The organism is Kitasatospora sp. A2-31, assembly GCF_022288725.1.
Lineage (GTDB): Bacteria > Actinomycetota > Actinomycetes > Streptomycetales > Streptomycetaceae > Kitasatospora.
On record NZ_JAKNTA010000012.1, the window covers coordinates 30046 to 48834 of the forward strand.

Genomic DNA, 18789 nt, shown 5'->3' on the forward strand with positions numbered 1-18789 from the left:
CCCCGCTTGCGTCCCAGCGCTTAACGCTTGGTGATGCACCGATCGTAGGAGGCCGTGGCCGACAGGGCGAGCGAAATATTGAGGCGGGCAGCCCACTGCGCGAGGGTGTCCAAGCCTGGGAATTCGAAACCACTCGTCACCAGTCAGCGGTGCGGTTACGGTGGGCGCCCAACCGTTGGACCGAGGAGAGCACGCGATGTGCCAGGCAAAGACCGTGACGCTATGGCGTCCGACCGGCCCTCAGGAATTGGCGTTGGTAGAGGCGTCGGGCTGGCGCTCCTGGCCGCCTCGCCTGCTCGAGCAGCCGATCTTCTACCCGGTGCTGAACGAGGACTACGCGATCCGGATCGCGCGGGACTGGAACGTGCCCGCCTCGGGCGTCGGCTACGTCACCAGGTTCGAGATCGACGCCGCCTTCGTCGCTCGCTACCCAGTGCAGCCGGCGGGCGGACGCACGATCCTCGAGCTGTGGGTGCCGGCCGAGGAGTTGGACGAGTTCAACCGGCACATTGTCGGCCGCATCGAGGTGGTCCACGAGTTCCGGCCGCAGTCCCACGCGGGGGCGAGCCTGTGACGGTCCTCCACTACGTACGCTGCAACCAGCCCGAGGGGCAGCACACATGACCACGTACTTCACGCTCATCTGCGACGACATCCCCCACAATCTGGTGCTCCTCGACGCCGGCCTCAGCCCGTTGGAGGTTGCGAAGACGTTCCGCACGATGACGGGCGTCGGGCTGTGGCACGCGAAGCAGACCGTGACCGACACGCCTCCGGTTCTGCTCTTCGAAGGGATCGAGGAGAACGCGGCGCGACGGCATGCCGAGGACCTGCGCGCAGCCGGCGCTTCGGTCACGGTGGTGCCATGGGCTACAAAGCGTCCCGCTTGATCAACGTGCCATCGGGGCCCAGCACGTAGGTCCGTGGCGGCGCCATGGCCGCCGCAGCCGCTCTGAGCGCGGCCGCCTTCGCTGCGGGGTCCGGAGCTTCCGGGTCCCGCACCAGGAAACCGTGAAGGCCGATGACGTCCGCATCCACGTCACCGGAATTCGGGCGGCCTTCCACGATGAACTCGCAGAGCGCACGCAGTGCGTCCTCGCCCATCTCCAGCGGGTGAAACGGCCGCGCGTACGGCTCGTTATCCTCGTCCGACCACGGAACGACCTCTGCACGGCGCTCCCCAGCCCAGTAGGGCAGTTCGAAGGGAAGCGGCTCGCCGATGCGGCACCGCTGCTGACCCGCCGTGTCCCGGCAGAACGCGCTTGCCGGCGCGTTGAAGGAGTACGGCGCGCTGCGCCGTACGGTCTTCGCCGCCCGGTACCTGTCCGATGAGGCGTACCGCCGCAAGATCACCCGGCAGCTCAACAAGGGCGAGCCCTACCCGCGCTGCGCCGCCGCCTGCACTACGCCGACCAGGGCATCGTGCGCGGCCGGCACCGCGAGCAGCAGAACGAGCAGGCCTGGTGCCTGACCGTCGTCACCAACTCCGTCGTCGCCTGGCACACCGAATACCTGGGCCTGGCGATGGCGCAACTGCGCCGCGCCGGGCGGGCAATCGACGAGCTCCTCGCGCACATCTCCCCGGCCCGCTCCGGATCCGTCAACTTCTTCGGGTCCATCGCCGTCGACTACGACCGCGAGATCGCGCAGTTCGACGGCACCGGGCACCGGCCGCTGCGCCGACGACGCGGCCTGACCGCGTGGCCTGTCGGTAGCGAAAGGAGACGGGCGATGAACGAGGACGGCACTGAGCAGTGCTGGTGTCCGAACGACGCGGACGGGGCGGGTGCGTGGACGGTCGAGGAGGAGGACGGACCCGGCCACCGGGCCAGGTGGCGCGTGGGCCCGGACGGGCACGGCTTCCCCGGTCACAGCCCGTACGCCGACCCCGAGCCGGGCGAGACCCGCGCCCGCGCCGGGGACGGTGCCGCGATCACCTGCCCGCGGCCGGACCGGTGCTGACGCTGCGGCGGCATGGGCTCATGTCCGGTTGAGGCGCCAGGTGTTCGGGGTCTGCATGGTGCCGTCGGCGGCGCGGGGCGGGTGGGTGGTGAAGCGCCGGGCGGCGATGCCGGGGCGGCCGGCGTGTCCCACGCGTGGTGGAGGCCGGGGGCGGCGTCGGTGAGCGGGGCGGAGGCGGGGCCGGGTGCCATCGACGGCCTGGAGGAGCGCGGCACGATGCCCGACCGTGACCTCACAGACACTGCAACTCCTCGCGGGCTACCTGTCGGTCTGTCTGGCCACCCCCTATCGTTCTCCCGGGAGTCCATGCGGTTGCCCAACAGCGCCTTCTGGCATGTCTCTTTGGGGTATCTGTGCGCAAAAGACGTAGGCTGATACTGCCCTTTGCGGTCTTGTTGGCGATACCCGCCGGCGTGGTGTCCTCGGTGCCGGCCGCGGGGGATACGGCCGTGCCGCCTTTGGCGGTCGAGGGGTTCGCCTACCCGGGGGCCGCAAAGACCCTGGCGGATCAGGGGGTGACCGTGAAGTCCGGGGACGGGAACATCCGGATCGTCTCGGACTGCCAATCAGGCGAGAACCTGCTGATGGTGTACAGCCGGATCACGGATCCCGCTGGGCCGATCTGCTTCCGGGCGACTGGGCCTTCGGGTTACCTGTCATTGGAGATCCCCAAGGTCTACAGCATCAAGGGGGACGACCATACGACCAAGGCCACACTCAGCACGAACGGCACAGTCACGCAGATCGACATCCCCAAGAACCTGTTCCAGCCCGTCGGCGAGGGCGCGTCACCCGAAGGCTCAGCAGTACTTCTGGAGTTGGTGACCTCCGGAGGGCCCGCCGCCACGCCGGTCACATCGGAATACCCGGCCGTCGGCAAGATCAACGTCGGCTTGGCGGGCCGGGCCGGCTCCCGGGGCTGCACCGCGACCCTCGTCAATCCGCTATGGGCTCTCACCTCGGCCGGCTGCTTCACCGACAACCCCGCCTCGCTCACCCGGGGTCGGCCGGCCGCCACGAGCACGTTCACCGTCGGCGGCGCGGCGATCGGCATTGCCGAGGTCGTCCCTCAGGCCGGCCGGGACGCTGCGCTCGTCCGCCTCGACAGCCTGGTCCCGGGTGTGGCCCCTGTGAAGATCGCGACTGCCGCCCCCGTCCCGGGTGACAGTTTCCGGATTCCTGGCTTCGGACGTACTGCGGCAGGCTGGGCGCCGACCAACCCGCGCACCGTCTCCCACACCGTCGGCGCCGTTTCCGCCGTAGGCATCGACAGTGCTCCCGCCGCGGGTGACTCCACGCTGTGCGCGGGGGATGCCGGAGCGCCGCTGCTGCGCACCCGCGGCGGCACCGTCGAGATCGCCGGTGTCGTCTCCCGTTCCTGGCAGGGCGGCTGCCTCGGCGAGACCCCCGGAGGCACCGGCGCGGTGAGCACCCGCGTCGACGACCTCGGCGACTGGGTCAAGAAGGCGCTCGACCTCGACTGGAACACCTGCATCCAGTACCCGGCCGGCACCGGCCGCACGCTGTGCGGCCCGATCCTCACCAAGTACCTCGAACTCGGCGGCCCCGCGACCGTCGGCATCCCGACGACCGACACCACGGCCACCCCGGTACAGCCCGGCAAGTACGCCCACTTCGCATCGCCGGGCTCCAACACCGCGAACACCTCCATCTACTGGAGCGCGGCCACCGGTGCCCACCTGGTCACGGGCGGCACCCGCAGCGTGTGGGCCGACAACGGCTGGGAGAACGGTTGGCTCGGCTTCCCCATCACCGAGGAATCCCCCAACCTCACCGGCACCCGCACCGGCTTCCAGGGCGGATTCGTCGCCACCCACCAGCCCACCGCCGCCGCCAGCGCCCACCACTACGCCCTGGACAACATCGCCGTGACCGCAGGCGACTTCACCGGCGACGGCCACGCCGACGCGGTCACCATCGACAACGACGGATACCTCTGGCTCCACCCCGCCACCACTGGCACCACCCTCGGCGACCCGGTGCTGCTGTGGCCCAGCTCCGGCTGGAAGGGCATCACCAAGATCACCGCTGGGGACTTCACCGGCGACGGCAAGACCGACCTCGTTGCAATCTGGGGCGACGGCCAACTCCAGGTCTACCCGGGCAACGCCAACGGCACCTTCCAACCCTCCACCGCACTGTGGGGCAAGCCCGACTCCCTGTATCTCTACAAGGACGCGAAAGAGATCTTCGCCGGGGACTTCACCGGCGACGGCAAGACCGACCTGGGCGTCCTGTGGAACGGCGGCTCGCTGTGGCTCGCCCCCGGCAACAACACCGGCCGCCTCGACAACGGCCTTGACGCCATCCAGATGTGGCCCGACAACATCTTCCTCAACGCCCGCCAGCTCATCGCCGGCGACCACACCGGCGACGGCAAGACCGACATGGGCGTCATCTGGTCCAGCGACGGCTTCTGGATGCAACCCGGCGACGGACAAGGACACATCACCAGCGGCGTGAAGATGTGGCCCGACAATTCCTGGAGCGGAGCCCGCGACGCCGCCAGCGCCGACTTCGACGCCAACGGCAAACCCGACGTCGTCTCCATCTGGCCCGACGGAACCCTCCACCTCTACCCCGACCTCAAACCCCTCTGAGCCCAGCAGCGCACCACGCACCAAGGCGCCACCTACGAAGGCCGTCGGCACCTGGTAACCGCCCGAGCCGAGATGCGAACTGTGGCCTCCGACCGGCTTCCAGCGGCCGGAGGCCCGCCTAAGCCGCGGGGCCAGATCTTCCAGATTCGACGGATCCGTGTGCGGAACCGCCCCCCTTCCTTTGCCCTGCATCCAACACCGCAGTCTGCTCCGGCAGGCAAGCCGGAACAGGGTGCACCGACATCCACGCCACCGGCCAGCAGTCCGGGGGCCCCACAGGACATGATTCCCGTTCTTCGATGAGGATCACGAGAAGCAGGAGGGCCGCTTGGAGGCGGTTCGCCGCCGGCCTGGCGGCCGGCAGTGTGCTGACCGGGCTGTTGGCGGCCCCGACGGCAGCTGAGACGGCGCCTCCGACAGGCCCGGTCGCCGACCGGGTTGGCCGCGGTCGCGGTGTGGATGAGCGGCGGTCCGGCGGTGCGCCGGGCCGCCGAGCTCGCGCTCACGAGTTCGGATGCCGATGTCCACGCATTCGTGGCCGGCGGCCGGGCGGCAGCGGCCGACCAGGACCTGCGGGCCAAGGTCGAGGAGGTGGTCGCCGTTTCGGGCCCCGGGGTCCGGGAGGTCACCGCCGGCAAGGTCATCGACGGCCTCGCCCTGCCCGACCACGAACCGGCCCCTGCCGAGACCGCCACCGTCTACCAGCGCATCGTGACCGCCTTCAACGATCATCCCGGGCAGGTCTTCCGGGTTCGCGACCTACACGAACTCCTCGGCCTGCCCACCGACGAGCCCTCGATCAACGTCACCCGCTCCCGCCTGGGACGACTCGTTCGTCAGGGACTCCTTGCCCACCCCGGACGCGGCCGCTATCAGAAACCGACTTAACGTCCTCCGAAAGGTGCAGCTCGGTTGGGATGAGTAGCGGCGGCTGACGCAGGAGCCGGCCGTCGAAGCGGCGGGTGCCAAACCGCCCACATCATCCATACTGGAAGAGAGAGCAGGCGACGCGCCCGTGCGGCGGGCAACCGGCGCACTGCGTCGTCAATCGGACCCCTGCGCCCTCCGAGGCCCGGGCCCATCGAGTCAAGACTGGTAGGGCTCACTAACAGTGATGTGGCCACGTTCACGAGGGAATTCGATCAATGACTGACGTCTTCTTCACCGATCCTCAGAATCCCATCGTTCCGAGCTCGGCGATCCTCAGTGAATCCGATTCTTTCCAGGTCCAGTGGAGTGCGGTCAACCGTAGCGATGTAGACGTCGAGGCTTTTACGGACCGACTCGTGATCACGAGCATTCCGGAGGGTTGCCCCGGCAGTGACGACGCGGATCACCCCGTGGTCTTCGACGAGACCTTCGACGAGCCGGCGCTGGCCCCGGGCGATACCGGTCCGCTACAGAAGCCGACCGTGGGCCCCTTCGTCGCAGGTTCCTACCGGTTGTCGGTGACACTCGCAGACGACACTGGCGCCGGCGACGAAACGTTCAACTGCATCACCATCGACCCCGCGAACTGAAGAGGTCCCGATAGTCGGAGACCACACTCCTCCCGGGGCTCGGTCAGCGCTACCGCGGTGCCGGACGTCGCGCCGGTTGGGCGGGACTGTGGCGCGCGAAGTGCGCTCTTCCCGGGTCGGCGGATGGGGGCTGACGGGGTGGTGGTGTCGTTGCGGACACGTTGCCCGGATTACGGACACGTACTCATTGGTGGCCTCCTCGCCGGACTGGTCGTCAACGTCGTCTGGCTCTTCGCCAGCTGCAAGGACGCGAGGTCGACCCCGACTCCGCGGGGGCCAAGCATCGACCTGAGGCGCACCGACGACGGCGACGGCGTAGTCCCCCTGGAGGCCGCCCGGCGGCGGGCGGTCCCTGTACGTAGGATCCCGTCGACGGGTAGCATCGAAATGAGGGAATCATCCTCCGGACGGGGGTGGACCCTATGGCCTCCTTCTCACGAAACGTAGTGCGGTCGCAGGATCTGTTGGCCGTCCGATTCGAGCTACTCAATCTCGCATTGCAGACCGACGGACCATCGGTGGGCTGGCTCGTGCGAGAGCAGGCCGGTCAGGACGCCTTCGTCATCGTCCACTTCCCGCCGCAGCACGCCGCCGAGCCGGTGCTCCCAGGCAGCGCGGCGCTGTCCGTGCCGCAGCTCGGGCAACTGTCCGGTCCCAGCAGGCTCGTCTTCCGGCTGCCGCCGGGAACCGACCGGCTCCCGTTCACGCTGGAGGCACTGCTCGACTGGGGGGCCCTGGAACCCAGCCTGCCTCGCGCGGCCCGGCAGCCGAGAGGTGCCGTCGCCGCCGACCCAGATGCCGCCGGCCGCAGTGGCGCCGCCCCGCAGGCGACCGAGACCGCGCTGGAGCTCCCCTACCACCTAGTGCTCTCGCCCCATCCCGGCGGTGGCTGGGCCCACGACATCGAGCCGGTCACCCACGCGGGGCGCACCGAGTTGTGGCACACCCGCCTGGGGGTGCGGGCGCTCGACGCCGACGGCCGTCCGGTCGTCGACGAGGAGCTGGTGGAGGACCGTTATGTGCGGGCGGTGTCTTCGCCGGGCGCGGCCGGCACGCTACCGGATTTGGCGGCCGCCCTGCGGCCGACGCCCGCCCAGCGCCAGACCATCGTCGCGCTCTCGGCGGCCGCTCCCGTCGAGGTCGACCAGCTGATGCTCTCCGCGCGGGGCGGCTGGCTGCGGGCGCACGGGCACTGGCCGGACCACCCCTCACTCAGCGCGTGGCACCACGTGACGACCCTGGGAAGGGACCAGTTCGCGCGCATCACGCAGGAGGGTGTGCTCTTCCCGTTCAAACACCGCGCCGCCTGGATCGACGTCACCGACCGCACGATTGACGAGAACACCGGCCGACCGGTGGCGGTCCTGCGGGAGTACCAGTTCCTCCTGGTCCGCGAACCGGTGAAGCACTACGCCGATGACGACTACGAGCACCACGGCAGGGAGATGCCGTTCACGGACGTGCGCATCGCAACCCTGTTCACCCCGGCGAGCCCGCGGGTGCTTCCCGACATCGACCGGCGCAGCGACTCCCCCGACAGCGCGGACCCGCCCTTCTGGATCATGAATGCCACATCGCCGGGGACTGTCCCGTTCCACCTTATCGGGACCGACCGGGCGGGCACCGACACCGACTTCCACGCAGCCCTGGTCTTCGTCCCCCTCGACCTCGCCGACGACCCCGGCATCCTGGCCGAGATCCGGGCCCGCTACCGCCGCGGTGACCCCACGGACCCGTCCGTACAGCGACGCGTCGACGTCGGGGGCGCGCCGGTGGCGTTCGCGCCACCGGTCGACCGGGTCCGGCCCGGCGATACCACCCTGACCACCGACGCACTGACCTTCGACGTGGTCATCGGCCACGGCCCGTTGCCGTTCCTGCCGGTGCTCGAATCGGCGCAGGTGCGATTCCCGGCGGTCGACCGGCTGCTGGGCACCGCCAATCCGGCGACCGTCGTGCCGTCGCCGACGTACCTGGCAGACACCGACGGCAACCCCGCCCACCTGTTCGCCGAACTCACGGCGCCGCTGGAGGTGAAGCTGCCCGCCGAGCGCGGCGCGGTGCTGGCGAGGCCGAACATGGCCGTAAAGGGCCTGTCGTCGACACTCGGGCCGGTCGCCGGGGATCTGGACGCACTCACGGCAGGGCGATTCGATCCCGCCGTGTTCTTCGCCGACACTGCGAAACTCATGGGCGCCGTACCGCTGGCCCAGCTGATCTCCGGCGTCTTCGAGCCACGGCAGTTCCCGCAGATGTTCAGCCGCACCACCGCCATGTCGGTGGTGACGACGCTGGACTGGGAGCCGAAGGTGGAGAGTACGAGCGCGCTGCTGCACGCGTCGGACAGCGGCGCACCCATCTCCCTGTCGCTGCGTGCCCGGATCGAGCAGTCACCGGGGTCGGAGCCCGACCCGCCCCGGACGTCGGTGCGCACGACGCTACGCGACTTCACCGTCGGCTTCGCAGGCGTCCTGGAGGTCCGTTTCGACGCCCTGACCTTCCGGTCGGAGAATGGCGCCAAGCCCAGCGTCAGCGTGGAGCTGCCGGACCACGCCGTGCGCCTGTTCTCGGACCTCTCCTTCTTCTCCGCCCTGGCGGACCTCATCGGCGGCAGCGGCTTGGCCCACGCACCCACCGTCGACGTGAGCCCCGCGGGCGTCCGAGCCTCCTACTCCCTGCCGCTGCCACCCGTTCCTCTCGGCGTCTTCCTGCTGGAGAACGTGAGACTGGGCATCAGCCTGAACCTCCCCTTCCTCGACGACCGGCCGAGCCTGCGCTTCGCCTTCGGCGAGCGCAACGACGAGTTCCTGGTCACCGTCGAAGGCCTGGGCGGCGGAGGCTTCTTCGCCCTGGCCCTGGGGCTGGACGGCATCGAGACCGTAGAGGCCAGCCTGGAGGTCGGTGCAGCCGTCGGCCTGGATTTCGGGGTAGCCAGCGGCAACGTCGCCCTGATGGTCGGTGTCTACGCCCGCTACGACGCTCTGCCGGTCGGCAGGGCCTCGGTGACGGGTTACCAGCGACAGAGCGGCGAGGTCGAGGTCCTCGGCCTGGTCAGTGCCTCGATCGACTTCTACCTCGGCCTGACCTACGCGACGCACCCGGACCGGCTGGAGGGCACGGCAACCCTCACGATCAAGGTCGATCTCACCCTGTTCAGCGAGTCGGTGGAACTCACCGTCCGGCGCGTCCTCGTTGGCGGCGCCGACCCGGCGGGCGACCCGGACTTCGGTGACGTGACCACCGAAGAGGACTGGCGGGCGTACGCCGACGCCTTCGCATGAGGAGGTACACCGTGCCTGAACGTGTGATGTGGACCGCGGTCCCCCACGGCGTCGTCGGCGAGGACGACGACCGTCGGCTGCGCGTGTCGGTGGTGGCCTCGCCCCGGTTGACCACCACGGACGGAACGTCCGGCGTGCTCGGCAGGTTCCGCGACCTCGGCGGTACTGGGGAGCAGAACTGGCCGTCCCGGCTGGCGACGACCACGTTTGCGCTGGAGCTCGACGGCACGGTCGTGGCCGACGGGCTGAAGGCCCTCGGCCAGCTCCAACCCACCTTGTGGGAGGCCCTGTTCGCGCCAGAGACACCCGTGCGCTCCACCCCGGGCTTCCACGACTACGCCGGTCACCGGCTGATCTCCTACCCGGCCAGGGCCCTACAGGAGCAAGTTCGGCGCCTCTACACGACCGTCGCTCTCGACGCGCTCGACGGGCCGCCGCCCCTCACCGACAACGGAGCGAACGGGCTGCTGCCTGTCTTAGTCGCCTGCGGCTTCTCGCCCCCGCCACCGCCGGACAGGCGGGAACCGCGCATCGCCCTGCGCTCTGCTGAACCGGATCCGAACGCGCCGCCGGCGGCCGCGCCGACGCCCACCTCCCAAACCGATTCCGTCGCCGCGTTCCATGAATTCCACGACCGGCCGGCCCGCCCAAATGCCCCTCTGCCGTCGGCGAACCAGCTGTCCGGGCTGCTGGACTTCCACCAGTGCGTGGCCTGCCTGGGCGACTACCCGGCCCTGATGCGCCGATTGGGTCTGATCATCGACCTCGAACTCCCGGCCGCCGGAATCCCCACCGCGTCCACCGCTCGCCGACTACGCGTGCTGCCCCGCCGGCAGGCCGCCGACCCAACCGACCCGACGGCGGACGTCTCGCCGACCACCAGCGCGGTCTGGGACGGCGACGACTTCGTCGCCGCCCCCAGCCCCACCGCCCCGGGTATCCCCAACGGCCTGCTGGACTTGACCGGGCCTGACTTCGATCTGATCGACGTCGACGTGGACGGCGCCGTCCACAAACTCGTCAACCTGACGCTGAACCTGCAAGCCTCACTCTCCCGGGCAGCCGCCGACCGGCCCTACACCGCAGCTCTGCCCACGCTGCGTTCGGCAGGCTTCTCACTGGTCCAGGACGGCCGGGCGCACGCGCTCGCCGCACGGCTGGCCGACCAGAGCCGCAATCGGACGACGCTCGACGGGGACAGCCCGCAGGACGTACTCCTCGGCGCCGAACAGCTGGTCCGCGGCTACCGAGTCGACGTGTGGGACTCCCGGTCGGAGACCTGGCACTCGCTGTGCGCCCGCTCCGGGACCTACCGCTTCGAGCGGACGGGCACCGTCCTCACGATCGACGACGAAGGCTTCGTCCAGTTGTCCGCCGCGGGCGTGCCTGCCCAGCCGGAGCACCCCGCCGTGCCGGCCGTGCTCTACCTGCCCGAGTCCCTGCTGCGCTGGGCCGGTTGGAGCCTGGTGGCGCCGCGGCCCGGCCTCGCCCTGGCCACCGGCAACGACCCGACGGTGGACCCGGTCCGGCCGAAGAACGCCGCGGTCAACCCACTGCAGCTGCAGACCTCCTTCGTGGCCACCGCCCGTTCGCTGCCCACGCTGCGCTTCGGCGTCGGCTACCGGCTGCGGGCACGCGTGGTCGACCTGGCCGGCAACAGCCGGACCCTGGCCGAGGCCGACGACCTCCCGGCGCTGCCCACGACGGAGCCCGGACGGGTGTACCTGCGCTACGAACCCGTACCCTCCCCCGTCGTCGTGCCGCGCGCCCCGCTGCCACCGGACACCGATCCTGGCGCATCACCGGACCGGCTCGTCATCCGCAGCGCCAACACCGACAGCGCCCACGATGCCGTAGCGAGCCCCGACATCACCGATCGTCACCTCGCCCCGCCCCGGACCACCGTGGCACTGGCCGAGGCCCACGGAGCGTTCGACGGCCCCGACGGCCGGGTGCGCGGCGATCCGGACACGTACCAGATGATCGTGACCGGGGACGCCGCTCACCTGGACCACGACGGGACAGTCCCGGTGGCACCGGCCGAGCAACTCGTGCTGCCCTACCTGCCGGACGTCATCGCCCGGGGAGCCGCACTGCGCGGCCTGCCGGGCACACCCGACGACACAGTCGGCACCGTCGACGACACCGGCCACCTACGCTACCGACCGACGGACTTCACGCTGGACGACGACCACCGCGCCACAGCCACCCTGATCGGCTTCGGGCACGCCGCGGACTGGCCGCACGTGCAGCCGTTCCGGCTGGTGCTCCGCGAAGGGACGCAGCCCCCCGACTGGGACGCGCAGCGGCGGACCCTCACCGTCTCGCTGCCCAAGGGCACGGTGGCGCAGGTCGCACTCAGCTCCTGGCTGGATCCCGCCGATCTCGTCCTCCTGGGCGTCTGGGACTGGATGCGCCGACAGGTCGACGACACCGCGCAGACCCTTCAACGGCCGACCGAACTGGAGGCGCTGTGCGAGGAGGCCGGCCGCCTCGCACAGTGGGCCGTGACGGGCGGGCACTGGGCCCTCACCCCGGCCCGCCCCCTGCTGCTCGTGCATGCCGTGCAGCAGCCGCTGGGCCGGCCGACCATCGACGCCCTGGTCGCCACACGGGCGATCGGCGGCACCGACACGGGCCTCGAAGGCACCATCCGGGTGCACCACTCCAGCACGGGCCGGGTCGACCTGATCGGCACCTGGAACGAGGTGCCGGACTCCGGAACGGCCGCCCCGGCACCCACCGAGTCCGCCGCCGACGAACTGCACCTGGAGCACGGCCAGATCAGCAGCGACCTGCCCGGCCCGATCACACTGGGCGGGCGGATCGTGGCCGACTACGACCCGGCGACCGGAAGCATCCTGACCCGCACCGGCCGATGCCCCCGGCACCGGTTCCCGGACACCGGGCACCGCGTGGTGCGCTACCGCGCCGTCGCGAGCAGCCGCTTCGCCGAGCACTTCGTCCGGCAAGCCCGGACCGAGCTCCACGGAACGACCACCGTCCCGCTCGAGCCGGCCGGCGTGGCCCCGCACTCGGAGACCGTGCGCAGCGCGGACGGCGCCACCGTGTACGCCCCGGTCACGGAGGGTGTGGGCGACTACACGATGGACTACGGCGCGGGCACCATCGCCCGCACCGACCACGGCGGCATCCCCGACGGGCAGGCGGTGCACGTCGACTTCCTGCCGCCGGTGACCCGCGCCAGTGACGACGTCGTCGTCCACGTGCCCAGCTCTGCCCGCCCGGCCGCGCCCCGGGTGCGGTACGTCGTGCCCGCCTTCGAGTGGCGCCGTCAGACCCGCACGAACGTCATGGCCAGCCACCGGCACGGCTGCCTGCGGGTCTACCTGGACGGGCCGTGGTTCTCCTCGGGCGAGGGCGAGCAACTGGGCGTCCTGGTGGCCCCCTCGGGGGTCGAGCCGCCGGAGCCGCTGGCCGGCTACGTGACCCGGGTGGCCGACGACCCGCTGCGGAGCTACGACGGCCCGCGGCCCGGCACGACGGACCTGACCTTCACCGGGACGTTGGACACCGGCCCCGCGACCCCTCATGGCCCCGAGGGTCTCACCCTGGACGAGTTGGACCCCACACCGGCCAACCGGGTCCACGTCCACGCCTACGACGTCGCCTACGACGAGCACCGGCGCCTGTGGTTCTGCGACATCGAGATGGCCCGGACCGGCGACGCACCGGCGTTCGAACCCTTCGTGCGCCTGGCACTGGCCCGTTACCAGCCGCACTCCGTCGTCGAGCACGACCCCGCGGTCGCCGGTGCCTCCCGCGACGTGAAACTCTCCCGGGTGGTCCTCGCCGACTTCGTCCAACTGCCTGCGGACCGGTCGGTGCTGGTGACCCGCGGCATCGGGGCCCCGGGCCGGCTCCAAGTGGTCGTATCGGGCGAGAGCTACCAGGGGACGGCGGCGAGCGTCGGCTCGGCTTCCGTCATGGTGTCCGTCCAGGAGCGGCAGCCCGGCCTCGCGGACGAGCTGGCATGGGTCCCCGCCCCGGAGGCCGGCGTCGACCCCGGCGCTCCCGGTCCGACAGTCCCCGATGCCGTCCTGTGGTGCGGAACCGTCACCCTTCCCGAGGACCGGGACCCCGCCGACTTCCGCCTCCTGGTGGAGGAACACGACACCCTGCCGGCCGACGACCCGTCCCAGCCCCCGCGCCTGCTCTACGCCGACACGCTGGGTCTCGCCGACCTCGGTCCGGCCAGGGCGCCTGCAGATCTCAGCGTCACCTCGTCGCCGAATCCCTCGGTCTACGGCCAGCCGGTGACGATCACGGCCACGGTGCGGCGGGCGGGCGCGGCGCCGGGCACGGAGGAAGCCGCATCCAGCGGACACGTCACCTTCACCGACGGCACCCGACGGCTGGGCCGGGTACCGCTGCACGCCGGCCACGCGGTGCTGACCGCGACTGACCTGACGGCCGGCACCCACGAACTCCGCTGCGTGTTTGGCGGCACCAACGTCCTCAGCCCCGGACACGGCACCGCCAGCCAGTTCGTGGCCCGGGCCGCGAGCCGGGTCTGCGTCACACCACGCCTGGAGATCCACGGTACGACCCCCTTCCGCAAGCCCCCGGGAAGCACCTGATGCCCGACACCGAGATCCGGATCGACACCTCGAACCTGACATGCCACTCGTTCAGCGTCCCCGAGGCAGGGCCCACGGTCTTCGACGGTTCCGCCTCGCCACCACCCACGGTGTCGCTGCCCGTCGCAACGCCATGCCACCTGCAGTTGGGGAGCGGGGGCCCCGACAGCGTCTCGGTGGCCGACTTCACCTTCACGGTCGCCGGGGACGGCACCCTCGCCTATGACCCGTCGTACGACCACTTCCTCGACGGGCGTGACCAGCGCGGTTGCCTGACCGTACACGGACTTCCCGTCCGGTTGGATGTGCAGGTCGATCACGGGCTCCGGCTCCGGATCAGCGGGAGCGTCTTCGAGTCGCACCAGCAGTACGACCTGCGGCTGCCACCCTCGCCGACCTATCGACTGGACGGCGTGGCCGGCGGTTCCTTTGACTTTCGCCTGACGGCCGACGGCACCGTCCTGGTCGGCCCGGACGTCGTCGAACTCACGATGACCGGAGTCGACCCGCAGACCGGCGTCGACGTGCTGACCGTCTCCGGACGCACCGTCACCGTCGACAGCACCGGGCTCGACCACTCGATCAAGCCGGATGGGTTCGCCCGGTGGCTACCCGGCGGGGTCAACCCGCTCACGGCCCTTCCTGCCGATGGATACCAATTCCAGCCGGGCTCGGGCTTCTTCGTCGCCTGGACCTTCGGCATCACGGCGGACGGGCAGGTCAGCCTCGACCATCGATACGACGAGTTCGCCAGGGCAGACGGCACCACGCTGACTGTCAAGGGCCGCACCGTCCACGTCGACTGCACGGCGCTCCCCCACGATCTGCAGTTGCTCGAGGTCTCAGCCAAGGTCTTCCCGCACTGCGTGACCACTGCGTTCACCGCGGTTCCCGTCGCCGCAGTACCCGGCACCGGTTACGGCCTCCTCGCCGGTGCGGGAATCGTCGCCGACGTGTACTTCCGCATCACTCCGGACGGGAACGTGGTCGTGGACCCGATGTACCGGGGTTGCGCCACGGCCACGGGCTCCACCCTGGCCCTCAGTCCCAAGACGATTCACATCGACGCCACGGCGCTGTCCCACGACCTGGAGACGATCAATTTCTTCCACCCGAAGGGGAACAAGCAGCTTCCCCGCACAAGGGTGAACGCACTGACGGCCATCCCCGCCCCGGTCACCTCCGGGTACGCGTTGGGCTCGAAATCGGACCACGAACCATCGTCGATCATGTTCGGCATCGGTCAGGACGGGCATGTGATTCTCGATCCCGCCTGCAGCGGTTTCGCCACAGCGGAGGGAAGCACCCTCGTCATCCACGGCTACCCGGTCCTGATCGACGCCACCCAGGCGGACAGCGACCTGATGGGCATCGGCAACCTCCTGTCGACCTCCGGTCCCCCCGGAGTGACACGCCTCAGCCCGCGAGCGCTCATCGCCGTCCTGCTTCCCGCAGGGGTCAGCGCTCTCCACTCGTACGGCTACTACCCGGGGACCGCGAACGGGACTTTCGACGACGTCTTCGGCTTCCAGCTCCAGCAGGACGGCGCCGTGACCGCCCAAGCTCCGACGCCCGGCGGATACGTCGTGGCACTCTCGGCGTCCCCGAGCCCCTCCGTGGCCGGACAGGAGGTGACCTTCGGAGTCTGCGTCCGTCCGGCCCCGCCCGGAGCCGGCACGCCTCAAGGTGCCTTGACGTTCGCCGACGGGACGACCGTCCTGGGCAGCGCGCAGCTCGACGGACACGGCTCGGTGTCCTTCAATACCACGGCCCTCGCGGCAGGCGACCACGAGATCACCCTCACCTATGCGGGAGACGCCAACTTCGAGCCCAGCTCGGCAACACTCCGGCACCGCGTCGTGCCGTCACTGTGAACCGGGGGTGACGTCGGCTGGCCCCACTGAAACCCACGTCGCTGGCGACCGCACTGCCGTGGTCCCAGCCCAGCGCGGTCACACCGTCCTCCCACCCAAAGAACAGGCTGCCTGGTGGTGACCGGCGCCTTCGGCACCCCCGCCGTCAGAACCTGCCGGCCAGGCCCGAGCCGAGGACGATCCGGCCCTCGGACACGGTCCACTCAGCCCTCCATGCCGTCGACGTCGCACTCCGTCACCACGGGCGAGGCCGACGCTGTGGCGGAGCGCGCGGATGTCGTCGTGGCCGGTCCAGCGCAGCCACGTCGCGCCGCACACCAGCGCATGGGGAGGAGGTCCAGGTGGCGCGGTGCCCAGTCCAGGAACGCGCACCACAGGATCGGCACGTGTCCGGCCAGCACGGCGGACACTGCCTTGTCGAACTCGGGCCGCTTCACGTCCGACCACGCCGACAGGTTGTCCACCCAGACTTCCCGGACCCGCTTCCCGTTCGTGGCCGCCCATGCCCGGCCCGGTTCCTCCTGCGTCTGCACGGACAGAAGATCGCGCAGGTCTTCCGTACGGATCTTCTTGGACTTGCGCAGGTAGAGGTCGACGTCTTCCAGGTCAGCGGTCGGGGGCTTTGCGGTGCATTGGTCGAGTCTCCCCTATAGAACAAACGGGCAGGTCAGGCAGCATGCCTGGCTGTCCACTCGACTGACCAGGACGACCTCGGAATGGAGCCTGACGAACCCGAACATCCCCGTCGGCGAGGTCTGAGACCCGACCGGAGCCCTGGCCGGCGAGAGGCCGGCCCTGTTCCCGCCGCCCCGCCTGGTCCAACGCTGGCGGGTACCAGTTGGAGGCGTGTCCGGCGTGGCCGTGCAGGAGCACGACCGGCTCGCCACGCGGCCACCGGCGGCACCGCCAGGCACTGGCGTGGCTTGAGAAGCGATTCCCAAAGCGGATGACACGCCTGCTGATCGAACTGTCGCGCGTGTCGACCTCGTTCGGGTGATCGGGCGCTGATTGAGACATAGGGAAAGGGCCTCCTGCACAGCTCGGTGATGTCTAGTCAACTGAGCATCAGGAGGCCCTGGTGTCCCACTGTGGCGTGCCCGCCCCGTCCGCGTCTACCTTCGGCGTGTCGCCGTGCGACTGCCTCGCCCACCAGTTCGGCAACGCCGCCGACCATCCGGACCGCACCCGCCGCTACCCCTCCGACCTGACCGACGCAGAATGGGCCCTGGTCCGGCCGCTGCTGCCGGTCCCGGCCTGGATGAACGGACGCGGCGGGCGCCCGGAAGGGTACTGCCACCGTCAAATGATCGACGCCGTGCGCTACCTGGTGGCCGAGGGCGTGCGCTGGGCGAGCCTGCCGGCCGACTTCCCCAGGTGGCGGGCCGCGTACCGGTTCTTCCGCCGCTGGCGCGACAACGACCTGATCAAGGAACTGTACGGCCGGCTGCGCGCCCGCCTGCGCGAGCTGGCCGGCAGGAAGGACGAGCCCACCGCCGCAATCATCGACTCCCAGTCGGTGAAGGGCGACGCCACCGTTCCCACCGCCTCCCGCGGCTACGACGCCGGAAAGAGAATCAACGGCCGCAAACGACACATCGCCGTCGACACTCTCGGCCTGCTGCTGGTCGTGATCGTCACCGCGGCCTCGGTCAGCGACCGCGACGCCGGCCGCGACCTGCTGGAGCGCGTGCGCGCCCGGCATCGCGCCATCACCCTGGTCTGGGCCGACGGCGGCTACACCGGCTGGCTCGTCGACTTTGCCCGCGCCGTCCTCTCCCTCGCCCTGACCATCGTCAAGCGCCCCGACGACGCATCCGGGTTCACCGTGCTGCCGCGCCGCTGGGTGGTCGAACGCAGCTTCTCTCACCTGATCCGGGCCCGACGTCTGGCCCGGGACTACGAGACCCGCACCGACAGCGCCGAAGCCATGCTCTGGTGGGCGGCGAGCATCCCCGCCACCCGGCGACTGGCCCGCCGGGGTGCCCCCGCTGCCCGCCGCCTCAGCCGGCCCGCCCCGGCCGCGGCTTGAACAACCCCGGCCCGTCCTCGCACAACCACCCGCGCTCCACCAGCCGCTTGGCACGGAACCGAGCGGCCTGTTCGCGCGCGTCACTGGCCTGCCAGCCCAGATGATCGCGCATCTGCCGGGCCCGCACGCCGCCCCCGCCACCGGCTGCGTCGTCCTGGACCAGTGCCACGATCGCCGCGCAGTCACCCGGCAGCACCGCAAGATCCAACCCCTGACGCCACGGCGGGATTTCGACCCTGGCCGCAACACCACCCGCAGCCCCCGCCACCGCGGTGTCCGGCACGCCCGACGCGGCGGCCAGGGCATCGACGACCTCCTCGCGGGCGACGGCCGCGCGCCGCACGGCCTCCTCTGCCTCCAGCACCGCCGCCCGGACCCGCTCCAGCTCGGCGCGCAACTCCTCCACTCGGGCCAGCGCGGCCCGTTCCCGCTCCTCCAGCAGACCCACCACCGACGCCATCCGCCACCTCCACCGACAGACAACCCGACCACCCGAGCCTGCCTCGCCAACACCGGCGTCATGCCTGAGCTGCGGAAACACGCCGATCAAGTTCGGTACAACAACGGCTTCTGAACACAGCGGATCCAGCCTGCCTACCCGGCGACGACCACATGCCTGAACAGCGAAGACTTGAAGCTACGTCCGCTTTGGGAATCGCTTCTTAGAAGCGATTCCCAAAGCGGATGACACGCCTGCTGATCGAACTGTCGCGCGTGTCGACCTCGTTCGGGTGATCGGGCGCTGATTGAGACATAGGGAAAGGGCCTCCTGCACAGCTCGGTGATGTCTAGTCAACTGAGCATCAGGAGGCCCTGGTGTCCCACTGTGGCGTGCCCGCCCCGTCCGCGTCTACCTTCGGCGTGTCGCCGTGCGACTGCCTCGCCCACCAGTTCGGCAACG

At 70.4% G+C, this 18789-nt stretch carries 12 protein-coding genes and 1 pseudogene; 10 read left to right on the forward strand and 3 right to left on the reverse strand.

What is annotated here, in order from left to right; genetic code table 11:
- Positions 1–196: 196 nt before the first annotated feature.
- Positions 197–574: a hypothetical protein gene (locus MCM47_RS28920; RefSeq protein WP_238864629.1), complete on the forward strand. Its 378-nt coding sequence runs from the start codon at positions 197–199 to the stop codon at positions 572–574.
- 46 nt (positions 575–620) lie between these two features.
- Positions 621–890, forward strand: a complete 270-nt coding sequence (locus MCM47_RS28925) for a ribosomal protein L7/L12 (RefSeq protein WP_238864630.1) — start codon at positions 621–623, stop codon at positions 888–890.
- On the opposite strand, the gene MCM47_RS44145 is transcribed toward MCM47_RS28925, so the two are convergent.
- On the reverse strand, positions 871–1353 hold the full coding sequence (locus MCM47_RS44145; RefSeq protein WP_374209225.1) for a hypothetical protein: 483 nt from the start codon (positions 1351–1353) through the stop codon (positions 871–873). The two genes, MCM47_RS28925 and MCM47_RS44145, sit on opposite strands and share 20 nt — an antisense overlap.
- Between MCM47_RS44145 and MCM47_RS28935 the strand changes: the two are divergent.
- The 7 genes and pseudogenes from MCM47_RS28935 to MCM47_RS28965 all read left to right on the forward strand — a co-directional run bounded on the left by MCM47_RS28935 (position 1244) and on the right by MCM47_RS28965 (position 15859).
- Positions 1244–1962: pseudogene (locus MCM47_RS28935) on the forward strand (Tn3 family transposase). The gene MCM47_RS44145 and the pseudogene MCM47_RS28935 overlap by 110 nt on opposite strands.
- 515 nt (positions 1963–2477) lie before the next feature.
- Entirely contained in the window at positions 2478–4583 is a 2106-nt protein-coding gene (locus tag MCM47_RS28940) for an FG-GAP-like repeat-containing protein (protein ID WP_238864631.1), read from the forward strand.
- A gap of 438 nt (positions 4584–5021) precedes the next feature.
- Positions 5022–5471: an ALF repeat-containing protein gene (locus MCM47_RS28945; protein ID WP_238864632.1), complete on the forward strand. Its 450-nt coding sequence runs from the start codon at positions 5022–5024 to the stop codon at positions 5469–5471.
- A gap of 257 nt (positions 5472–5728) precedes the next feature.
- The gene (locus MCM47_RS28950; protein WP_238864633.1) at positions 5729–6103 is read left to right on the forward strand and encodes a hypothetical protein; all 375 of its coding nucleotides are present in this window, start codon (positions 5729–5731) and stop codon (positions 6101–6103) included.
- A 518-nt stretch (positions 6104–6621) separates the two neighbouring features.
- Positions 6622–9384: a hypothetical protein gene (locus tag MCM47_RS28955; protein ID WP_238864634.1), complete on the forward strand. Its 2763-nt coding sequence runs from the start codon at positions 6622–6624 to the stop codon at positions 9382–9384.
- Positions 9385–9395: 11 nt separating this feature from the next.
- Positions 9396–13985, forward strand: coding sequence for an Ig-like domain-containing protein (locus tag MCM47_RS43485; protein WP_238864635.1), 4590 nt, complete (start codon positions 9396–9398; stop codon positions 13983–13985).
- Positions 13985–15859: an Ig-like domain-containing protein gene (locus MCM47_RS28965; RefSeq protein ID WP_238864636.1), complete on the forward strand. Its 1875-nt coding sequence runs from the start codon at positions 13985–13987 to the stop codon at positions 15857–15859. The genes MCM47_RS43485 and MCM47_RS28965 overlap by 1 nt, the downstream gene beginning before the upstream one ends.
- Positions 15860–16062: 203 nt before the next feature.
- Here the strand turns inward: MCM47_RS28965 and MCM47_RS28970 are convergent, their stop codons facing one another.
- Positions 16063–16392, reverse strand: a complete 330-nt coding sequence (locus MCM47_RS28970; RefSeq protein ID WP_238864637.1) for a hypothetical protein — start codon at positions 16390–16392, stop codon at positions 16063–16065.
- A gap of 545 nt (positions 16393–16937) precedes the next feature.
- On the opposite strand from MCM47_RS28970, the gene MCM47_RS28975 reads away from it, so the two are divergent.
- Complete coding sequence (locus MCM47_RS28975; protein WP_238864103.1) at positions 16938–17888, forward strand: IS5 family transposase; 951 nt, start codon at positions 16938–16940, stop codon at positions 17886–17888.
- On the opposite strand, the gene MCM47_RS28980 is transcribed toward MCM47_RS28975, so the two are convergent.
- On the reverse strand, positions 17860–18348 hold the full coding sequence (locus MCM47_RS28980) for a hypothetical protein (protein WP_238864638.1): 489 nt from the start codon (positions 18346–18348) through the stop codon (positions 17860–17862). The genes MCM47_RS28975 and MCM47_RS28980 overlap by 29 nt on opposite strands.
- Positions 18349–18789 lie beyond the last annotated feature (441 nt).